This is a genomic window from Flavobacterium hiemivividum, from assembly GCF_004349145.1.
In the GTDB taxonomy this organism is placed as follows: Bacteria; Bacteroidota; Bacteroidia; order Flavobacteriales; family Flavobacteriaceae; genus Flavobacterium; species Flavobacterium hiemivividum.
Genome location: NZ_SMFO01000011.1, coordinates 68,035 through 89,053 on the forward strand (window position 1 = coordinate 68,035; position 21,019 = coordinate 89,053).

The 21,019-nt window shown below is 33.8% G+C and carries 12 protein-coding genes; 3 read left to right on the plus strand and 9 right to left on the minus strand.

What is annotated here, in order from left to right; translation table 11 throughout:
• Positions 1-43: 43 nt before the first annotated feature.
• The 8 genes from E0F98_RS13175 to E0F98_RS13205 form a co-directional block, all read right to left on the minus strand.
• Positions 44-2,869, minus strand: coding sequence for a T9SS type B sorting domain-containing protein (locus E0F98_RS13175; RefSeq protein ID WP_132112230.1), 2,826 nt, complete (start codon positions 2,867-2,869; stop codon positions 44-46).
• Positions 2,870-2,946: 77 nt separating this feature from the next.
• Entirely contained in the window at positions 2,947-6,900 is a 3,954-nt protein-coding gene (locus E0F98_RS13180) for a T9SS type B sorting domain-containing protein (protein WP_243699244.1), read from the minus strand.
• On the minus strand, positions 6,894-7,319 hold the full coding sequence (locus tag E0F98_RS16215) for a hypothetical protein (RefSeq protein WP_243699245.1): 426 nt from the start codon (positions 7,317-7,319) through the stop codon (positions 6,894-6,896). Before E0F98_RS16215 ends, E0F98_RS13180 begins: the two co-directional genes overlap by 7 nt.
• Before the next feature lie 24 nt (positions 7,320-7,343).
• Positions 7,344-9,683: a T9SS type B sorting domain-containing protein gene (locus tag E0F98_RS13185; protein ID WP_132112232.1), complete on the minus strand. Its 2,340-nt coding sequence runs from the start codon at positions 9,681-9,683 to the stop codon at positions 7,344-7,346.
• Positions 9,684-9,698: 15 nt separating this feature from the next.
• Positions 9,699-10,535, minus strand: coding sequence for an ABC transporter permease (locus E0F98_RS13190; RefSeq protein WP_132112234.1), 837 nt, complete (start codon positions 10,533-10,535; stop codon positions 9,699-9,701).
• A gap of 53 nt (positions 10,536-10,588) precedes the next feature.
• Positions 10,589-11,485 (minus strand): ABC transporter ATP-binding protein, encoded by an 897-nt coding sequence (locus E0F98_RS13195; protein WP_132112236.1) that lies wholly within the window; start codon positions 11,483-11,485, stop codon positions 10,589-10,591.
• Positions 11,486-11,561: 76 nt separating this feature from the next.
• Positions 11,562-11,951, minus strand: a complete 390-nt coding sequence (locus tag E0F98_RS13200; protein ID WP_132112238.1) for a response regulator — start codon at positions 11,949-11,951, stop codon at positions 11,562-11,564.
• A complete protein-coding gene (locus tag E0F98_RS13205) occupies positions 11,941-13,770 on the minus strand; it encodes a sensor histidine kinase (protein WP_132112240.1) in 1,830 nt (609 codons plus the stop codon). The genes E0F98_RS13200 and E0F98_RS13205 overlap by 11 nt, the downstream gene beginning before the upstream one ends.
• A 326-nt stretch (positions 13,771-14,096) precedes the next feature.
• Here E0F98_RS13205 and E0F98_RS13210 point away from each other — a divergent pair, with 326 nt between their 5' ends.
• The gene (locus E0F98_RS13210) at positions 14,097-15,161 is read left to right on the plus strand and encodes a hypothetical protein (RefSeq protein WP_132112242.1); all 1,065 of its coding nucleotides are present in this window, start codon (positions 14,097-14,099) and stop codon (positions 15,159-15,161) included.
• A gap of 48 nt (positions 15,162-15,209) precedes the next feature.
• Positions 15,210-16,088, plus strand: coding sequence for an SdiA-regulated domain-containing protein (locus E0F98_RS13215; protein ID WP_132112244.1), 879 nt, complete (start codon positions 15,210-15,212; stop codon positions 16,086-16,088).
• Here the strand turns inward: E0F98_RS13215 and E0F98_RS13220 are convergent.
• Positions 16,071-19,805: a metallophosphoesterase gene (locus E0F98_RS13220; protein ID WP_132112246.1), complete on the minus strand. Its 3,735-nt coding sequence runs from the start codon at positions 19,803-19,805 to the stop codon at positions 16,071-16,073. The two genes, E0F98_RS13215 and E0F98_RS13220, sit on opposite strands and share 18 nt — an antisense overlap.
• A 24-nt stretch (positions 19,806-19,829) precedes the next feature.
• On the opposite strand from E0F98_RS13220, the gene E0F98_RS13225 reads away from it, so the two are divergent.
• Entirely contained in the window at positions 19,830-21,017 is a 1,188-nt protein-coding gene (locus tag E0F98_RS13225; protein WP_132112248.1) for a Pycsar system effector family protein, read from the plus strand.
• Positions 21,018-21,019 lie beyond the last annotated feature (2 nt).

The window sequence follows — 21,019 nt, forward strand, 5'->3', positions numbered from 1 at the left end:
GTGAGTTGGCCCTTTTATTTATGGTGGCACGCCCAAATGGTTTTTATCTTTTTAAGCTAAAATGGCCTTTTGCTTCTCTTCCATCTTCTAGAAACAACGTAAACCAATAATCATCGCTAGGTAAAGGTAATTTGTGATACATGCCGTCCCATCCTAAACCTAAAGGATTTAATTGTTTTATGAATTTTCCATATCGGTCATAAATATATAATCTCGTATTTTTATGGAGTGTGACGTCTATTCCTTTTAGATTCCAAGTATCATTGTAGCCGTCATTGTTTGGCGTAAAGAAACTTGGCGCTTCTAGAATTACAATACTCTTATTAACGCTGCCGCAACCATCTTTGTTTTCAACAATTAACTCATGTATTCCTCCAGGTACATATTCGAATAAATTCGAATCTTGAAAACCAGTAGTAGTACCGTTTTGATAGTTAATCATATACCTATAGTTGTTGGGGTTTTCTAGGTCAACTGTTACATTGTTATTAGTATTTAGATCTTTAATAATGATGTTATTTAATTTTGCTAAATAAGATTTAGTTACAATAAATGTCCTAGTTGTGCTGCAGCCGTTATTGTTAGTTATAGTTGCAGTATATTGCCCTTCTTTTGAAACTATAATTGAGGAAGTTTCTTCATTAGTAGACCATAGGTATTCGTAATTACTTTTCAACTCAGGGAATTGTATGTCTGAATCTAATTCAACGGAGGGATTTTCTCCTTCACAGAGTGTTATATTTTCTAATTGTGTCAGGTTTGGAATTGGATCAACGACTAACTCAAATTTACCTATTCCATAGCAGCCGTCATTATTTTCAGCCCTTATATATAATGTTGATGTATTTGATTCGTACATTGGTGTAACCTCATTAGTGCCATTAAAGGAGTCGTTTTGGGTAGCATAAAAATACAATCGCACATCTGACGGTAGATTGAATTCTAATGAAATATCGTTCTTTTTTCTATCTAGATTAAATATTGCTTTTCCAGCTTCTACTTCACATTCATGTAAGGGTTCTGGAAGTAGCGTATAATTTTTATTAGCGTGTAAAATTACTTCAGTAACGGTATAACAGGAGGAGCCTGGTTGCGTAACTTTTGCAAAAACGGTTTCGTCAAGAGTTGTGTTTCGATACAGATTATTTAATGAGTTTATATTCGAAATATCGTCATGTGCATCTTGTATATTCTTGTAATAGAAGATGTCATAGTCGTTGTTTCCCAGAGCAATTGGGTTGTCTGCCAGTTGTAAATTGAAAGTTGCAAAACCATCAGTGGAATTACTATCTTGAGCATCACATTGAGTTAATTTGTAAGGTGTCGCTATAATTTTGGGTATTTCATAAATTGTAATCGTTTTTTCTATAGGGTCCTTAATTTCGCCGTTAACTGTTTTTATCAATGTTACTTTATAATCGCCTATGGCTGCGTAGATATGATAAGCATCCTTATCGGTTGAGCTTGTTCCATCTCCAAAATCCCACACAACTGAATCAATTGCTTCTGCTGTATTGATGGAAAAATGGGTTGAATCTCCTAGGCAATTAAACTCATACTCAAATGTAAAAAGAAATAGTGAGGTAATAAAAGGAGGTAAGCCTAGTCTTGAAAGCCTTACTTTTAAATCTATTGCGTTTTGTCTATAGTTACTGCTTGTTCCGTCTAAATCTGGATTGTTTATCACCGATAATTTATTTGAACCTTCAGCGGGATGAAGATAACCAGCACGATATATTTTTTCATCAATAGCAAGCTGTAAAGCTCCTGCATTATAAGTTGAGTTATCAATTATGAGTTCAGAGGCAGGAATATTGGAGCTATTTAAATTGTATTGAAGTAATAAACTTCCATCTGGGGTAGTACCATCTGGCTTATATTTATTTGTAGTTACATATAATTTTTTAGTTTTTGAGGAAAATTCTACACCATAAGGATTTGCTTTAGTTAATAATGTTACTTCGTTACTAACCGTTCCATTTGCGGAATTAAAATCAAAGAGTACCACATTTCCTGTATTATAAACTGGTAGATTAGTTTTTGGATTTTTTTCATTTATCCTTCTTGAAGCAGTATTTGCTATTGCAATTTTTTTACCATTAGGGGACGCTTTTAGATAGCCAATTGCATTAGCCGTAGCTGTGACATAGCTGACAGTAGTAGGGTCTGGTTGATAGCCGCCAAGGGGAATATTAAGAGAGGTCGTTGTTTTTATAGGGGTTTTGTCTACTCCTCGGGGACTTATTTTAAAGGAATAAAAATTATTTATAAAGTGTGTAATTACCCAAAACGAAATACCATCTCCGTGCTGTACTGCAGTTACTTTCTCAGAGCATTGGTATTTAAGTTCTTCGCTATCATTAGGGTTATAGGTGATTAGGTGAATATTTTTTTCAGTATTAACAATGTCTCCAAGACCATTATTTAATCTCATATCTACTTGGGAATAATTTAAACCATGATTTGGAGGAGGGTCCAAGCTCGATTTAATACCACTAGGATATACTGGGAGCGGTTGATCGACTGTGAAAATGTAATAGATATATGGGTTTTTTGGTTTTGGAACGATTATCGCAGATTGTGTACTTGATTCGTTTCCCCATAACCCAATACCATTAGGCATAACTTGATGGGTTTTATCATATACTTTTGATCCATCAGTATAAAAAAGCAAATTTCCATTTTTATCAGAAATACTTGAGCAACCTTCCTCTGTTACTAATTGTCCGTTAGTTAAAGCGACAGGGGCTCCCGAGTTAAAGTCTAAACCGGCGCCGTCTCCGAAATACCATATAGCAGCTTCACGTTGAGCGTATAATGACGTAGATAAAACACTAATTAATATTCCACAAAATATTAATTTTTTCATAACTAAAATTTATTTAATAAAATTACAATATTATTTTAATAAATAAATTTTAAATACCTACTTATTAAGTAATTATCTTATCGTTTCAAGCTAAAATGGCCTTTTGCTTCTCTTCCATCTTCTAGCTTCACTGTGTACCAATAATCGTCTGATGGTAACGGAAGTCCATTAAAAGTACCGTCCCAACCTTCAGTTGTTGGGATTAATTGCTTCAGTAATTTTCCATAGCGATCGTAGATGTAAATTGTTGAATTTGTATTGAAATTTGCAGTTATTCCTTTTACATTCCAATAGTCGTTGTAACCGTCATTGTTAGGAGTAAAATACTTTGGAACACCAATCACTGATATGGTCTTAGTCACCGTTCCGCAACCATTTATATCATTTATATATACATCATGAATTCCGGCAGGAACATTATTAAAGAAATTGGAAGTTTGGAAAGGCCCCGAAGGTTCATCAATACTATATTCATATTGCCCTTGTCCGGTGACGTTTACTGTCACTGTATTTATAGTTGATAAATCTACAATATCAATATTTGAAATTTTTGCAACATCCGAAGCAGTAACTTTTATGTTTCTAGTTCTGCTACAACCTAAAAGGGTGCTTACTTTAACAGAATAATTACCCTCTACATTAACATCTAATGTTGGACCTGTTTCGCCTAAATCGATACCATCCTTTGACCAAACGTAAGTGAAATCGCTTGTAGGTGATCCATCATTGATTCCTGCATCGAGTGTTACAAAAAAAGTAGGAAGATTAGAACATACTAGATTATCTTGCGTATGGTCTTTGTTAATATCTATATTTGGTTTTGGATTAACGGTAAGAATTACATGTGGGCCCAATCCATAGCAGGCATTGTCTAATGTACTTTCAACTCGAACCCATATTGTCTGTTGGTTTTTGTAGCCACTATTTCTATAATTGGTTGTATTAGTTATTTCGTTTGATTCAGCTAATGCATCGTCTTCGTTTTTATAATATTTTATTGAATATAAAGAGCTTGAACTAAGATAGTTTGTTTTAATTTCATCGGTTACAGCGCTAAAATCAAATGTAGCAACTCCATCTTTGTCATCATTTATCGCATCTAAGAAATCATCACATTCAGAAAAGGAATGGCTGAAACTAGCAGGAATTCTGGTAGTTGACACAATTAAATCTAATTGAGCGACGCTAAAACAACCATTAGTGTTTTCTACTCTTGCCCAGACCGAACCATTTGCGCTTGTATAAGCCTTTGGAGTTGTTATTAATAAAGAAGAATCTGCTGAATCTGCTCCAGTTAAAGTTTTGTAAAAAGTAAAAGTTTCATTAACTGAAATAAAACTGTTTTTTTCTGTTAAATTAAAGTCTGAAACACCATCGGCATCATCGTCGCATTGAACGATAGTTGTCGGGGAAACAGTAGGTAAAGTATAAACGATTAATGAAGTTTCGGCAGATGTAAGACCACAGCTATTCCCAATTTTACTTAGTTGAACACGGTATTTGTATCCATTCATGGTATTAGAAATACTTGTAAGTAATAATGTATTTGTTGTAACTCCTGAGTAAGTTAAATCGTTTCTAAGGTCATTCCAGGTAGTTCCGTCAGTAGCTATCTGCCATAGATAGCTATTTCCACCATTATCAGTTACTGAAATTGCGGTATTTTGTAATTCGCAAGTTGGGAGCGCTTCTGGTTGAACAGTAATTTCTATTGGTGCAGCAATTATGTAATTGGGATTTGGAATAGTGTAAGGAGCTCCAATAACAAGGCCATTTGCATTTGCGGTAAATGGACAACTTCCAAATCTTCCATCACCATCTGGATCTAGGAATCCTGCTTCAATAACATCTAGGCACAAATCGCCATCGCTGTCTAAGTCACGGTAATTTTTAACACCATCTGAGTCTGTATCAGCAATCAAATAGTTAAGAATATTAGTGTCAAGCACGGTTTCTAAACTATCTGATAAACCATTGGTTCCAAATGAATTAGGTAAGCCGTCTATTCTTCCATCTAAATTAATATCTGCAGCATTTGAGCCAGATTCTACTAAGTCAAAAATTCCGTCATTATCACTGTCTAAATCTAAATAATCAGGAATGCCATCGTTATCAGTATCGATTGGGGTAAAACCAGGTTCGAAAGCATTGTCTAATCCGTTTTTGTTTGTATCACTATTAGACCAACTAACAGAATTATTGGGTTGACCTTCGATCGTGTCAGGAATACCATCATTGTCACTGTCTGTGTCTAAATCGTCTGTGATGCCGTCGCCGTCAGTGTCCTTTGTAATTCTTTCTTTGAGAAGAAAAGTAGCTTTGTTTATATTTGTATCAGAAAGATTAGTGTGTACAAGTTCTACTTTTGTAGCAAGATAGGATTCGATTTTAAAAGTGCCTGCTCCAGCTGCAAGGGGAGTAGTTGCTTTTAATCTAAATCGTATTTCAAAAGAAGAAAATTCTGTAACGCCGCTTTCAAAAACCCCATCATAATTAGTATCTACTTCAAGTTGCCCGTCCGGGTCCGTAAGTGTAAGTGTTTGTGATGGATCAACTCTTAAAATAAAATCACCTTCATTATTTAATAATTCACTTACGGGAGTTGTTTGTGTTGATGTATCAGCACTAATATATTCAAAACTTATTGATCTTGGCTCTATAAAAGTTATACTATATGTGTTTGTTTTTGTAATCCCCAATGGAACTTCAGACACAAAACCAAAATTTGTTTTTCCAGTTATTATTCCTTCACCAATTATTGTACCATTGAAATTAGTTCCTAAAAGTGTATTAGTTTGGTTTATGAAATTAGAAGTTGACTCTACGGTATTTAGTATTCCATCATTGTCTAGGTCTATATCAATGTTGTCGTTTACTCCATCTCCATCTGTATCGATAGGACAATCGCTAACTGGAATTCTATCGGACAATGTAGAACTACAATTTAAGATACTTCTTCTAACTTGATAGTAGCCAGCCTGAGTAGGGGGAAAACTGTCAGAGATGGCTCCAGGAATATCAGCACCATTAAAAATCCATTGAAAACTATAATCGATGTCGGGGCTAGTTTTTAATTTTATATTCGGAATACAATTGCCTGTTAAGGATAAATTATTTTCTGATAGAATCTCAGGTTTTAAGTCAAATCCAGAGTAGTAACCTCCGTATGTGGCATTAATATTCGTTCCTGAATATGAAACATAAACTTGCTTGCTCGATTTTATACTAATATTACCGAAGAGTGAATTTATGGAGTAAAACACAAAATTAGAATTTCCAGTAACAGCTGTGGGAGTGGATACAATTGGGCTATTATTTATCTCAAGAGTTGCACCAGTTTCAGTAACTATGTTTATTGTTCCAATATAACTTTTGCTTCCAATTTTGTCGATTTCTGGAATATTACCAACCACTTTTGGCGTTGAACAATTAAGTGGTGGAACAAAAAATAAATTTTGATTTGCATTCGAAGTTTCTCCTATACTCTGATAAGCAAATACCTTTTTTGATGTTTTTACATATAAACTTCCATTGCTAAAAGCACTTCCATCAAAAATATAGTTTTGCCCATTCTGGATAGTACCTATGAGAAGTCCATTTGCAAAAATTTCAGTGTCGTCCTCATCTGCAATTATTAAAACACGTTCCAGTTCATTATAACCATTTCCTTTTATAAAAATGTATTCGGTACCAATTTTATCTGCGCCAACAATTTGGTCAAAACCTAAATCTCTTCCAGCATTATTAGCATTTGTCGGGTCGTTAGTCCCTCCAAATGACCCGCTATTGACCACAACATTTTTATCGGACTCGATTAAAGCCCCTATTAAATTTTGCCCTGAACTTCCATCGATTGCTAAAATATAACTTTGATTTTTATTTAAATTTATGGTTTGAAGCCCATTAAATATTGTCCCATTTGCTAATAATGTTCCAGCAAAAATGTTTGAAATGGTTACTGTTGTGTTATTTTCAGTAGCTAGAATAGTAAAGAAATTTAGTAGGGTAGTTATGTTCGATGTGTTTAACATCGCACCAGCTCTAAAGCACTATTCCCCTTAGCTACCAATCCTCCAGCTTGATTTCCGTTTCCTGAATTTGTTCTTACACTAACATAAATTAAGCCTTCAGCTTCAATAATGTAACCTTTATTTGAAACTAATCCTGTTGCTATACTTGAAACAAACAACTGTGTATTAATACCATTACCTATGTCATGTCTATACCGTATGTTATTGTTTACGGTTCCTTCTATTATATTTCCCCCAATTTCAATAATTTTAAATTTTACAGTACTTGTGCTTGGTGAAGAGATATAAATGTAATGATCTTGTGGTGTTACACCCGTTGCACTACTTGAAGTTAAGGGCGGGATGTAATGTCTTTTACTTAACTGCGCAAAGCTGCTTATGGATAAAAAAATAAAAAAAAGAAGTAATGCATTTTTCATTTGCTAAAAATATGAAAATTATTCCTATCTTTTTAACGAAAAATGTGCTTTAATGCTTTTAGAATTTGCAAAATTTATGTGAAACCAATAATCATCGGCCGGTAGGTTGTATCCATTAAAACTCCCATTCCATCCTTGGCTGGTGGAGTTAAGCATTTTTAGTAATTTTCCATAACGATTAAATATACTAATTGTCGCTTTTGGAAATAGATCCAGATTTTTAATCATCCATAAATCATTTATACCATCGTCGTTTGGAGTAAAAAAACGAGGATAATCCAATACATAAAACGTAAAGTAATCTGAGATTCCACAACCATTTTTATCCCGAGCGTAAGCATAATAAGTTCCGGCAGTAATTCCATCGAATTGAGGACTACCTTGAAAATAAGTACCGTCAATCGAAAATTCATAATTTCCCGTTCCACTATACTCTATTAAAGCTGAATTTTTATTTCCATCAAAATCATTTATTATAATCTCTGTTATTGTTGCTATTTCGGAAGTGATGATGTTGAATTTTTTTGTGGCTTCGCAGCCGTTTGCATCGGTTACTTTTACAGAATAGTTACCGGGATCGCTTACGTTTATCTGATTTGTAGTTTCTCCAGTACTCCATAGATAACTCAGAAAACCTGTATTAACGGAGAGATTAAGATTACTGTTAGTACAAAATGCTATGGTTTCATCCTGAAAATTTGGAGGGTAAAATGAATTTATAACTAAATTAATCGGAATAATTCCAAAACAGTTAGAACCGTTAAGAACTCGGGCATATAGGGTTTGTTGGTATGGGATTGTGTTTTTAAAAAGCGTTGGCAATGCGTTTTTTTCTAGATAGGCATCATTTGCGTTTAGATAAAAATAAACAATAATATTGTTTCCTAAGCCTGTAAAATGAGGTGAAGTTGCGATAGTCATCAAATCAAATTGATAGATTCCATCATTAATGCCGTCATCATCGCAAACAATTTCTGCTGGATAGGGGGCAATTGTTTGATTCGAAATTTGGAGAGTTACTTGGGCGAAATTTACACAAGTATAGCTATTTGTTGTTTTTGCATAAATAACTTGATTGACTGATGTATTGCTATAGTTTTTCGTGTTTACAATGGCTTTGATTCCTGCTTGGGCGTCTGATAATGTTTCGAAATAGAGGATTTCGCTCAAACCAGAATTATTGTTTTTTATGATGATATCTGCTTTAGTCAAATCAAAAATCGCAATTCCATCATTATTATCATCACATTGTATTAGTGCGGTGTCACTCAAGGGCGTTTCCGGTGTGAATTCGACTTTTATTACACCAGAAGCAATACAAGTTGTGCTTCCTATTTCTACTTCCACTCGATAAGTTCCTGTTTCTGTAGCTGAGAAAGAGGGACTAGTTTCGCCAGGAATCGGAGTTGTAGCTCCGTCTTTGTACCATCTATACGTATTGGTAGAAGGTAATTTAGTATCAATAATAAAGCTTTCGCCAAAACAGATTCCGTTATTTGCTGTCAATAAACGATCTGCGCCTAAATCAATTTTAGAGGTAAAACTGCCTGCTTGGAGAAATACAGCAGAATCGTAATAGACAAACTCATCATCAGCTATGACTAATTTAATGTGATAGGAATTCCCGGCAATGACGTTAGTTTGTGCAGTCAATGCTTTGGTTTGACCACTATAATTGATAGGGCTTGTATTCGTTGATGCTGTATTTAATTGACCAAAATATTGGTCGTTTAGTGGTGCACATGTGGTGGTACTTCCAGATGTATTTGTAAAACTGGTAAATGGGCGTACGTTTTGTGACGAAACTGCTGTAGTCGTGTTTGGTATTACGGCCAAGTTTCTATAAGTTCCAGAACCACCGTTTTCCTTAATCAAAAATGCAAAACCATCAGAATAACGGCAAGGAAAATCATCTTGGTATTCATTGGAAGCAAAAATGTAATTAAAGCTGATGAAATTTGTAAGAGGAACAAAATCGAATTCTAAAACGGTTGAATTAACGGATCTGATTCCTAATGCCTGATTAAGATCGGCATCACCTGCCCACTCATTATTTCCGCCGCCGTTGTTTCTTCGAAATGGACCTCTGGAATTATCACTACTCCATGTGCTTAATAAAACACCTTCCGAAAAAGGAAAACTGCTTGTTCCAGCGCTGAAATAAGCATAGCTATTTTTAGGTCCAGAAAACGTATCACCAGTTACGCTAGCTGAAGATGTAGTTGCACAATTACTATTATTGGTCAATAAATTTACTAGGTTTTGCGCCGTATAGGTATCATTTACTGTAATAGATTGAGCAGTTCCGCGTAGTGAAGTGAAACAAAGGAAGATGTAAAATAAAATTGATTTCGTCAAATTCATAGTATCGTAAAGATACTATAAATCTCTACTTTTTAGCAGGTTATAGGATGAAAACATGAAAATAGAAGTCCAGATTAAGACAATGAGTATCGACGAAAAATGAACATCATAATCCTTTAAACTTTCTACGCCAATTTGTTCGCCTAAGTTTTTAACTACTGATAATCGAGTGAAAGGTTCCACAATAAGATTTGACATCGATTCCAGAGGTAAAAACTGAGTAATATAATCAGCTGTTTTGCTGTCTGGAAAGATTTTAAAGTTCAAAATTCCTTTTACAATTCCTTCGATAATATTCCATACTAATAAAAATCCGAGCGCAAAAGCAGAACGTTTTACTAATATACCTAAGAATAAACAGAAGGAAAAAAAGCCTACTAATTTCACAAAGAAAGCAAGAAGATATTCTAATTGAGAGAAAACTATGCTAAATTCTGTATAAGAAGAAAAACTAAAACCCAAAATAAGTGTCATTATAAAAACAAAAACAGTGGAGCAAAAAGCAAATAATACAACAGTAACAAACTTAGAAAGGATGAATTCCTGCTTGCTCATTCCATCGATTAGATTTTGTTTTAAAGTGCCGTAACTGTACTCATTAGCCATCATAGAAACGATGACTATGGCTAAGAATAGTTTTAAAATGGAGGCAATATAGGTGTTAAAATGCCAAATAAATGGAAAATTAAATATACCCATTTCAGCAAGGTGGAATTTAAAAGCACCAAGTTCAAATTTTATAGATGCAAACAACGCTATAAAGGATAGTAAAATAAAGTAGGCCAAAGTCAAAACCCGACTTGCTTTATTCATCCAGATTTTTTGTAATTCTATAGAGAGTAATCGTTTCATTTTTTAGGATTTAGGAATTGTAATTTTAGATTTAGGAATTGAAATTGCTGTTTTTATTTTTTCGAGGTCAATTCTAAAAATTGTTCTTCCAAACTGTTTTTTCTTTTCAGTAGATGACTTAGAACAATCTTGTTTTCAAATAGAAATTGATTCAAATCAGCGGCTTCTAATTCGCTTTTTAAATACACGAGCACTTTTCCTTCTTCCTGTTTAACATGTTCAACTGCAGGATGTGTTTTTACAATTGCTATTAAATTTTGAGTGTCTTCAGCCTGTAATTCATACAATCCTTCGTTGACCGATATACCGTCCACTGAACCTGTATATAAAATGTTACCTTTCCTTAAAACTACGACATGGGTACACACTTTTTCTACTTCATCCAGTAAATGGGAAGCTAGAAGAATTGTTGTTCCTTGGGCGGCGATATGTTTGATAATATCCCTGATTTGATGTATCCCTTGCGGATCTAACCCATTAGTAGGTTCGTCCAGAATTAATATTTCAGGGTCATTCAATAGGGCAGAGGCAATCGCTAAACGCTGTTTCATTCCTAAAGAAAAACTACTGAACTTACTGTCTTTTCTTTCGGTTAGGCCAACCAATTCCAGTTTTTCAAGAACTTTGTTATAATTGATATTCTTGATCTTGCAAACTAATCTCAGGTTTTCCTGCGCCGTCATGTAGGGGTAAAAATTGGGTCTTTCGATAATAGCGCCCACTTTTTTCAAAGCATCATGTGTTTTCATTTTTCCGTCAAACCAGCTGTAATCGCCCGAAGTTGCATTTACCACATTTAAAACAATGCCGAGCGTTGTCGATTTTCCGCTGCCGTTTGGTCCTAAAATTCCATAAACGTGGCCTTTTTTTATTTCGAAAGAAATATCGTTTAAGGCTTGCAGGCTTCCGTAGCGCTTGCTGAGGTTTTTAATAGAAAGAATGGTTTCCAATAGATTTGCTTTTTTAGTTTTTTATAGGACGAACAAAACAGCAAATTGTTACTCTTAAATTCTAATTCGTTTATTCTTAAATAATTTCTGACATGGCTTTTAGCTTTTCGGCAGTAATAGGTTTCATAATATAATCTTTGAGGAAGTGATGTTTTTTTGCCATTTGAATATCAGCGGGGTCTATCGAGGAGGTTACGATGAAAATGGAGATCTCTTTTTTTATTGCTAAAAGCACAAATTCATCCAGGAACTGCCATCCATCCATAACTGGCATATTTAAATCGAGTAAGATGCCATCAGGCATTTTATCGTTATCATCGCTGTTTTTCTTTAATTCTTCTAATGCAGATTGTGCATTAAAGAAAGAGTGAATTTCATCACAAAATTGATTTTTATGAAGCAGCATGCTCATTAATTTCACTGTTAATTTATCATCATCTATAATATAGATCCTTTTAGTTTTCATTTAAATATATTTTAAAAGTAGAGCCAACGCCTACTTCGCTTTCTACTTCAATTTTGCCTTTCATGGCTTCGATTTGGTTTTTTGTAATAAATAATCCAATACCTCTAGCGTCACTATTTCCATGAAATGTTTTGAACATACCAAATATTTTATGGCCGTTTTTTTCTAAATCTATCCCCAAACCATTATCTTTAAAATTTATGATCGTATGCTGATCAGTGACCTCATAGTTTATCTCTATAGTAGTTGCTCTATCTGGAGATTTGTATCTTATAGCATTCGTAAATAGATTCAGTAATATGCTTTCTATGTATTCTGGAACTACAAAGACTGTTAAGTCATCAGGTATAGTATCTAAGATTGTTATTTGGTTTTTTTTAATGATAAAGTTTAAGCTGTCTTTTGTTTTTTCGATCTCATCTTTTAGGCAAATTTTTGTTTTCTCAATGTCCATACTTCTCTGGACTGTGATAATTTCGTTTAAATACTCAATGGTTTCAGAGAGTCTGTCTGTTGCTTCTTTGAACAGATCAATATAAGACAATTTTTCTTCTACGTCATCGGTATCCTTCATTACTTCTAATACCATCGCTAAATTGCTGGTGTGCGAACGAATATTATGCGAAATAATATGGGCGAAATTTAATAGTTTGTTATTCTGATCAGTTGTTACCTCTAGTAATTTATTTAGTTCTAATTCTTTTCTTTGTCGAATGCTAACATCTCTACCTACTCCTATGAAGTAAAGTATATTATTTTGGTTGTCAAAAACAGGAGTTATATTTAAATCGTACCAATATTTTTCTTTGTTTTTTTTATAATTTAAGATGGTAACTTTTATGGGTTTTTTAGCTCTAATTTCTTTACTCAGTAGTTCGGTTGTGTTTTGGTTAGTATCAGGCCCTTTTGATAAATAACCAGGAGTGAAACCTATTATTTCATTTAGACTAAATCCCGTAAGCTCTAGGTAGGCTTTATTTGCCCAAACCGCCTTTCCCATTGGGTCTGCAATAATAATAGTTTCGGTGGTTTCAGATATGGCAAGTGAAATCATATTGATGTAGGTTTCTACACTTTTTCGTTTAGAAATATCTTTTAAAATAAATGCTAAATAGGTTTTACCGCTCATTTTAAATTTGTCCCCAAAAGCTATTTCTACTGCTACAGATTCTCCTGATTTAGTTTTTAGATAAGTATCTTTTACAATATGGTCCCTCTTTGATAGATGGCATTGAAGAAAAAGGGCTGCTTCTTCTTTAGACTCATCAGCGAATAGCTCAGAAATAGGTGAGCCTATTAATTCGGATTCATTATAGCCAGATACTTCAACTGCTTTTGGATTATATTGGGTAATCAAATTATCTAAAGCGTCAATTATAAATATGGCGTCGTTGCCACTCGAAAAAATTGAAGAAAATTTATCAATATTTAGTTGAAGCTCATTCAAAAGACTCTGCTTTTCGGTTATGTCCTGAAAGGTCCCCAATAATCGTCGTGGCTTTCCTTTCTTAAAAATTACTTGACAAATACATTCAACATATTTAATGTTATTTTTAGCGGTCGTAATTTGAAATTTACCATGAAATGGAATGCCCTCATTGATAGCCAAATCGACTAAGTACTCCAGTCGATCTCTATTCTCCCCTGCAGTATAGAATTTATTGCTACTTCCCTTAACGGGAATAAAATCATCTGGAACTTCAAGAATGTTTTTTGTAACTATATCCCAATATGCGGTGTGTTTTTTTAGATTCAGCTTCCATATTCCAATCTTTGCCGACTGAGCAGCGTTGAGATATAGATTCAGCTTTTTTGACATTTTTGTAGTTTTAGTAAATGATTTATTATTGAAGGGAGCAAATTTAGTTATTAAAAAACTATAGTTGCTTTGTTATGTTAAGGAAAATTTGTTCAAAGAATAGTACTTTTTATAATATGATTTACAGTGTCTGTTTTTAGTCAAAATTTAGTTTACTGTATATTTTAGTTTGTTTTTTTATATTGTTTAGGGCTATGTGGCTGCAGTTGCTAATTTCGAAATTAAGTTCCAAGACGCTGCCTAATTAGCTTATGAAAAAACAAGTAGTTTGTGTTTTATTATCATTTGCCTATAAATTGATGTAAATTTGTGGTAAACATACCCTAATGAGCGATTCTGAAGTACTTTTTAAAAAACCATCCTATCCCATAAATAAATTACTGTCTGATTATTTAGGTCGTTTTGACCGTATTTCAAAAGTTCCGATTGTTTATGATGATTTGTTGCGTTTTTCTGGTTTTATCAATGTCTATGATAAGCAGGAAGAAGATACCTTGTGGATTAGAGTGTATTATAATGAATTTGAAAGAATCGAAATTGATCTTACCTTAAAAAAAATCTATTCGCTTTTACATTCAGATGGAAATCTAGACATTATTAAGTTTTTGAATGTCGATTCAATCGATTACTGCACTTTCGGAAATTCGAAGCCTTTTCGAATAAAAATTCGAAACATTTTAAATGATAATTACACTCATTTTTATGTTAAAAAAGCAGATGCTTCGCGTGTTTACGGTCTAGAATTAGAGCATATTCTTTCTCCGGATAAAATCAATTTCTTAGTGTATGGAGATACATTAGTGGAAGAACATATCATGGGAATTCCGGGAGATGTTTTTATAAAATCGCTTTTGAAGGATTGTAGTGAAACCGAAAAATCACAGATAGCAAAAGAGTTTGTTAAGTTTAACGAGCGTTGTATGATTCGCCTTTTAGGAGATATGAGGTCGTATAATTATGTAATTGTCCCTATTCACGATTTTGATCAGGTTGTTTATAGAATACGCCCCATTGATTTTGATCAACAATGTTATGAGGGGAATTTCAAGATTTATAGACCACAATTTTTTAAAGAGAATTATCCAATGGTGAAATTAGTCAAAGATAGACTTCAGGATAGTTCCATAGAACAATATAAAAATGAGGAACGAGCCGTATTAGCTAAAAGAATCCTTTCGGCAGAAACACGTATTAAACGATTATTGAAGATTATGGGAAATGATCTCATAGCTCCTGATGAGCATGTGCAACGATTAAAAAGTGAACTCTATGTGTATACCAATGATTTAAATTTTAAAAATGCCAAAAGAATGGGGAATGTTTTAACTGCAGCCTTTAGATTTGTAACCCGAAACTATAAAAACGCCAATTTGTTTAAAGGAGGATTTTAAGTTCTATTTAAGTTTTTGTTTATTCGTTATCAGATAATTGTTCAAAATATGAGAAATCAAGTATTCATTATATCGTCATTACTATTGTTATTGTCTTGCCAGCAGGACTCGAATACAATGTCATCGCTTTATGAATTGCCAAAGAAATTAAAAGAAGTTTCGGGCATTACATATTCACCAGAGGCTAAATTGCTTTGGGTTATTCAAGATAGAGGAAATGCTAATGCAATATATGGCTTAAACGAATCTGGGAAAATAGAAAGCAACATCACGATCCAGAACGCTACAAATATCGATTGGGAAGATATCACAAAAGATAGTAATGGGGATTTGTATATTGGTGATTTTGGCAATAATGAAAACGCAAGAAAGGATTTGTGTATTTATAAGGTGTCAAAAGATTCTTTGCAAAAGAGTGCGATAAATGCTTCTTATAAAATTTCGTTTGAGTATCCTGAACAAATGAATTTTCCACCAAAAAGTAAAGATCTTCTCTATGATGTGGAAGCTTTTTTCGAATATAAAAATAATTTCTACCTCTTCACAAAAAATAGAAGTTCTGGTTTTGATGGGACTACATTCCTATATAAAGTCCCAAACAATGCCGGTTTTCATCAGGCGAAATTACTTGGGGAATTCAAGACTGGAGGCAGCTATAAAAACAATGCAATAACGAGCGCAACAATAAGCCCAGATGGTTCTAAAGTGGTGCTATTATGTCACGGGAAAGTATGGCTTTTTCAAGATTTCAGTGGCGATAATTTCTTGTCAGGAAAAGCAAGCGAACTTCAACTGAATCATTTTTCGCAAAAAGAAGCCATTTGTTTCAAAGACAATTCAACGCTTTTAATAGCGGATGAAAAGGATAAAAAAACAGGCGGCTTCGTTTATGAAACAACTTTAGAAAGACTAAAAACCCAGCCCTAAACCGAAAGTGATACGTCCTTGATCATCGGCACTTTTAAAATAAGTCAGCCTAGCCGTGAGGACGTTAAGACCATTAAGCCAGATTCCGCCTCCAACGGATTGATGCCATTTATTTGAGGTTTCTCCGTCTAGCCAAACTCGACCGTAATCAAAACCACCAAAGACTCCATAGGACATTGGAATAATACTATTCTTAATTTTGCCTATTGAGTAGCGAAGGTCACTACTTTGAAAAAAGGATTGGTTTCCTAGGAAACGCTCGTTTCTAAACCCTCTTAAATCGTAGTCACCACCTAGAGTAGCGCCTTGGTAAAACTCATAATTATTGTTCAAGATTGCCTTTCCTTTTAGCAAAGTTGCCAAAACTAATTTTCCATTAGCGTCAATTTTATGGTTAAAATTAAGTTTAGATTCTATAGCAGGGAAATTCTGTTTAAAATTGCTGAGGCTTGTTTTCCAACTTCCACTTATTGAAAAGCCCATTCCCATCGTTGGTAATGATGCATTGTCATAGTTTTCATAGCTGTACTTTATACTCGCTCCAGCATACTGTTGATTATCGAAAACAGCAGGATTTACCATGTTATCAAGAGCTATAAAGCGATTATTGGTGCGCTCTACATCAAAGTTTTCAAAAGAAGTTTGGAAAAGAATTGTGCTTCCGTGGATGCCCACTTTTTTAAGTTGAGGTGCTACTTTGAGTATTCTTATTCGAACTCGATTAAAATCCATTCCGTTTAGCTCATCATTATTAATACGGTTATTTCCATAACCAAAATAGTTAATAGCAAAATTAGGACTGGTAACTTGGGATTCTAAATTAAAATCCCAATCGCCTACTATCTTAGGTGCATGAAGATCGTATAATAATTCAAAACCGCCTGTAGCAAAATAATAATTTGCTTTAAGAGTATGTTTTCGAGTGTATGGATTTTGTTTAAAATAATTGATAGTATAATTTGCAATAATACCAACTTTTATACCATCATCAGGATTAAAGCCAAGATTAGGCATGCCTGAAAAGGCATTGTATTTTGGTTTTTTATAATCATAAAGGTTTGTTTCATAATCATCAGTCCAGAATTTTTTAGTTTTTGAGTCGATATTATAGGTGTTCTCTTTAGATTTAAAATCAATGATTTTAGTGTTATGACCATTTGCAATAGTATAGATATCATGGTTTTGCCCGCCAATTAGTAGGGTGTTTATTCTTGATCTTCGGGTGCCCGTAACTTCAAATTGATCATCATCGTCTAATCCATAAAACCAGAGATTCTTTGTTCTTGAACCGTTGAATAATTTAGTATACAGTAATTCATCGCCCTCTTTTTTCATTCGATAAACACTAACTTCAATTTTGTTTTTTGCAACATGATTGATGATAAATTTATCTTTTTTATTGGTCCCTACAATCACAACAGTTTTTTGTAATACGCGATTGTACTCTGTCGCATATTTTACTAATTGTGCTCTTCTTAATTTTAATTTTTGTTTTATTTGAGTAATAGTTTCGTCCTGAACTTCTGTTGGTAAGTTGTCAAATGCTTGGTCAATAGCATCGTCAGAGAGATGATCTTGAATGTATTTTGCCTGCTTAATCCAGTCTTTTTCGGTGGCTTTTTTTAGAAAAGCAAGATCTAAAGGATAAGGCTCTCTATTGAGCCATTTTACATTTTTTATATCCTTTTTAAAAGTTTGCATGTGACGAAGTGCGGGAATATTCATTAGGATAGAAAGTAAAGTTCCATCATATATCGTGAAAGCTTGATCTCTATCTCGAGGAATCGGTTTGTAAATAACTTGGTCTTTTTTGTTATATTCAGCCCAACGCCATTGGTCGTAATGTCTGTCCCAATCGCCAATAAGCATATCAAATAAACGCGCTTTTATATATTCGCTTTCATCAACAGCATACTTTTCATCTTTTTGTAAGTTATCCAATAAATCTTCGGTACTTATGATATTATCAGGTTTGCCAAAGGATATTAAGTCTTTTTGACTTTCAGAAGGCCGTTCTTCCACTAAATACAACTCGTCGCCAAAATCAGCATTGAACTCGCCCAATGCTTTTTGTTTTGGAACATAAAACAAAGAGGGATTCGTGTGAAAAACACCAATATGCTCGGCTAAATTACCCACACTCAAAGGGGCATAAGGATGTGCAGTAGTATAAAAATCATATATAAAATCTTCAGCATAGGTATTTTTAAAGTCATTTTCTACATATTGATCTTTGAAGGCAACACTTTGCAAAAAACGTCCAACACGTTTCTTAACGCCACGCATCACATATTCTTTTCCATTTGGATCAAGTAGTCGCAATGAAATTGATTGATGACCACCACCGGCTCTATTTGGTGATAAACCGCCATAAAGCGTGCCTAAGTTTGCAGTTTTAGATTCGATTAAGGTGCCGTAGTATTTTCGATAATGGGTTCCAAAAAGGAAATTATGAAAACTACTTTTATTGATCATCTCAGGAGTGTAAACGGAGCTTGTTTTTGTTAATGGGAATTGGTCTGGATAATCCACTTTTATTTTTTCCTTTGGTGAAAGGAGCGTCTTCTTAAAAAGAATTTGGCTATGATTGTTGACTATGCCGTAAAATGAAACTGATGTTTTTCCGTTTTCAAGGATGTCTAATGTAGCATAACCCTTTTTTCCATAGGAGAAATCAGTTGGATTTATTGCTCTAGCTGCCTGAGATTTAGATCCTGCTCCACTTATGATCTGTTTGATGCCTTGGCTTTCAGTATATTGTAAATTATGGTCGTGACCGCTAACGACCACCACATTATCTTGACCTTGCAAAAGGGTTTTAATGCGTTTTACAAAAGCAGTATATTGTTTATTTTGAATGTCTTGCGGACTAATTCCAGAGGTTCTTCTCAGTAAGTTGATCAGCGAGCCTATAACAGGTAAAGGGATTTTTTGTTCTAAAGGGAAAATTTGCTTTTCTAAAGAAAATTGTCCGCCATGACTTCCATTACTCATCAAGGGATGATGGATGGCCAATATGATTCGTTTGTCTTTGTTTTTATTTAAGATACTTTCTAGTTCTTCAAAAAAGGCCTCTCTAGTTTTGATAGTACAATTATCATTAATTGTGGGATTTTTATCCCAATCTTCAAGAAACCATTGACTATCAACTGTAATAAGATGTACCTGTTCATTAATTTTAACATCTTCAATCGCACATCCGTTGCGGGGTAAAAATGATTTTTTATCTCCAATATACTCAGAAACATATTTTTCTTGTCGCTCTAATCCTTCGATACCACTATACCAATCGTGGTTTCCGGGAATAAAAATCGTTTTTCCTTTAAATTCTTTCGAAAGTTGTAATTGATTTATTAATGAATTTTCTGCTAATTGATACTCTTTTTTGTTTTCTTTGCCAGGCATTCCTTTTGGATAAATATTGTCGCCTAGAAATAGAAGCGTAGCATTTTTATCTGATTTTTTTAATTTGTCGTTAAGAGATTTGAGGCTGTTTTTAGAATCACCTTCGGTAACGTAACCGGCATCACCAATTAAATAGAACGTATGGGCTATTTTTGAAGTGTCGATGTCGTTTACGGGAATGGGATTTGTTATATCACTGCCGTATTGAGCATGATAAGTAGCGCAACTTTGTAACAGCAAAACCGTAAGAGTAATGATACAATATTTAAATGTATTTTTTTCGATAAAACCAAAAACCAAAAATAATTTCATAAATTAGGGGATAATTTTTTTAATATGAATCTAACTGAACAGGCCGAACAATTTATTTACAATTTATTCAAAGATAATCTTTCTGAGTCATTTACTTATCATAATTTTAGCCACACCTTAGATGTTGTAAATGCAGTGAAAGAGCTTGCTGATCACGAAAAAGTAAATCAGCAAGAAAGCAGTATTTTACAAATTGCCGCCTGGTTTCATGATTCAGGATACATTCATGGATACAAGGATCACGAAAATGCCGGAACCCTTATTGCTTCTAATTTTTTGAAAGAACACAATATATCAGATGATTATATTCAAAAAGTTTCTGCACTTATCAATGCAACCCAATATGATTATTCGCCTCAAAATATTCTGGAGGAAATTATAAGAGATGCTGATTATTTTCATTTTTCAAGAGAAAATTACCTAATAAGATGTGAATTATTGAGGAATGAATGGGAGAAAACTTTAGATAAAAAATTCACAGATTTTGAATGGGCTAAAGTCAATCTTGAGAAATTATCTGAAAATCATGTTTATTATACTGATTATGCGAAAGCGAATTGGCAAATTCCAAAGGAAAATAATATCGCATTAATCAAAATTATGATTCAAACACTAGGAGCCAACGGAGAAGATGGTGAGGAGGCTTTAAACAAAAAGAAGAAAAAAAAATCGGAAAAATCAGATCGTGGAATAGATACTCTTTTTCGAATCACACTTGGCAATCACACGCGACTAAGTGGAATTGCTGATAGTAAAGCCAATATTTTGCTTTCAGTCAACGCCATCATTATTTCAATAGCCTTGTCCTCATTGATCCCTAAATTAGATAGTGCGCGAAACGCTCATTTAATTTACCCAACTTTTATAATGTTGATGTTTAGTGTGGTATCCATTATTTTCGCCATATTATCTACTCGCCCTAAAATTACCAGCGGCACTTTTACCAGACAAGATATTGAAGATAAAAAAGTGAATTTATTATTCTTTGGTAATTTTTATAAAATGCCATTAGAAGAATACGAATGGGCCGTAAATGAAATGATGAAAGACAGAGAATACTTGTATAACTCCTTAATTAAAGATCTTTATTTTCTAGGTTTAGTATTAGAGAAAAAATATAAATTATTGCGAATTACCTATAATATTTTTATGGTTGGTTTAATTATATCAGTTTTATCGTTTGTAATAGCGTTTAACTGGTCAGTAATCTAATT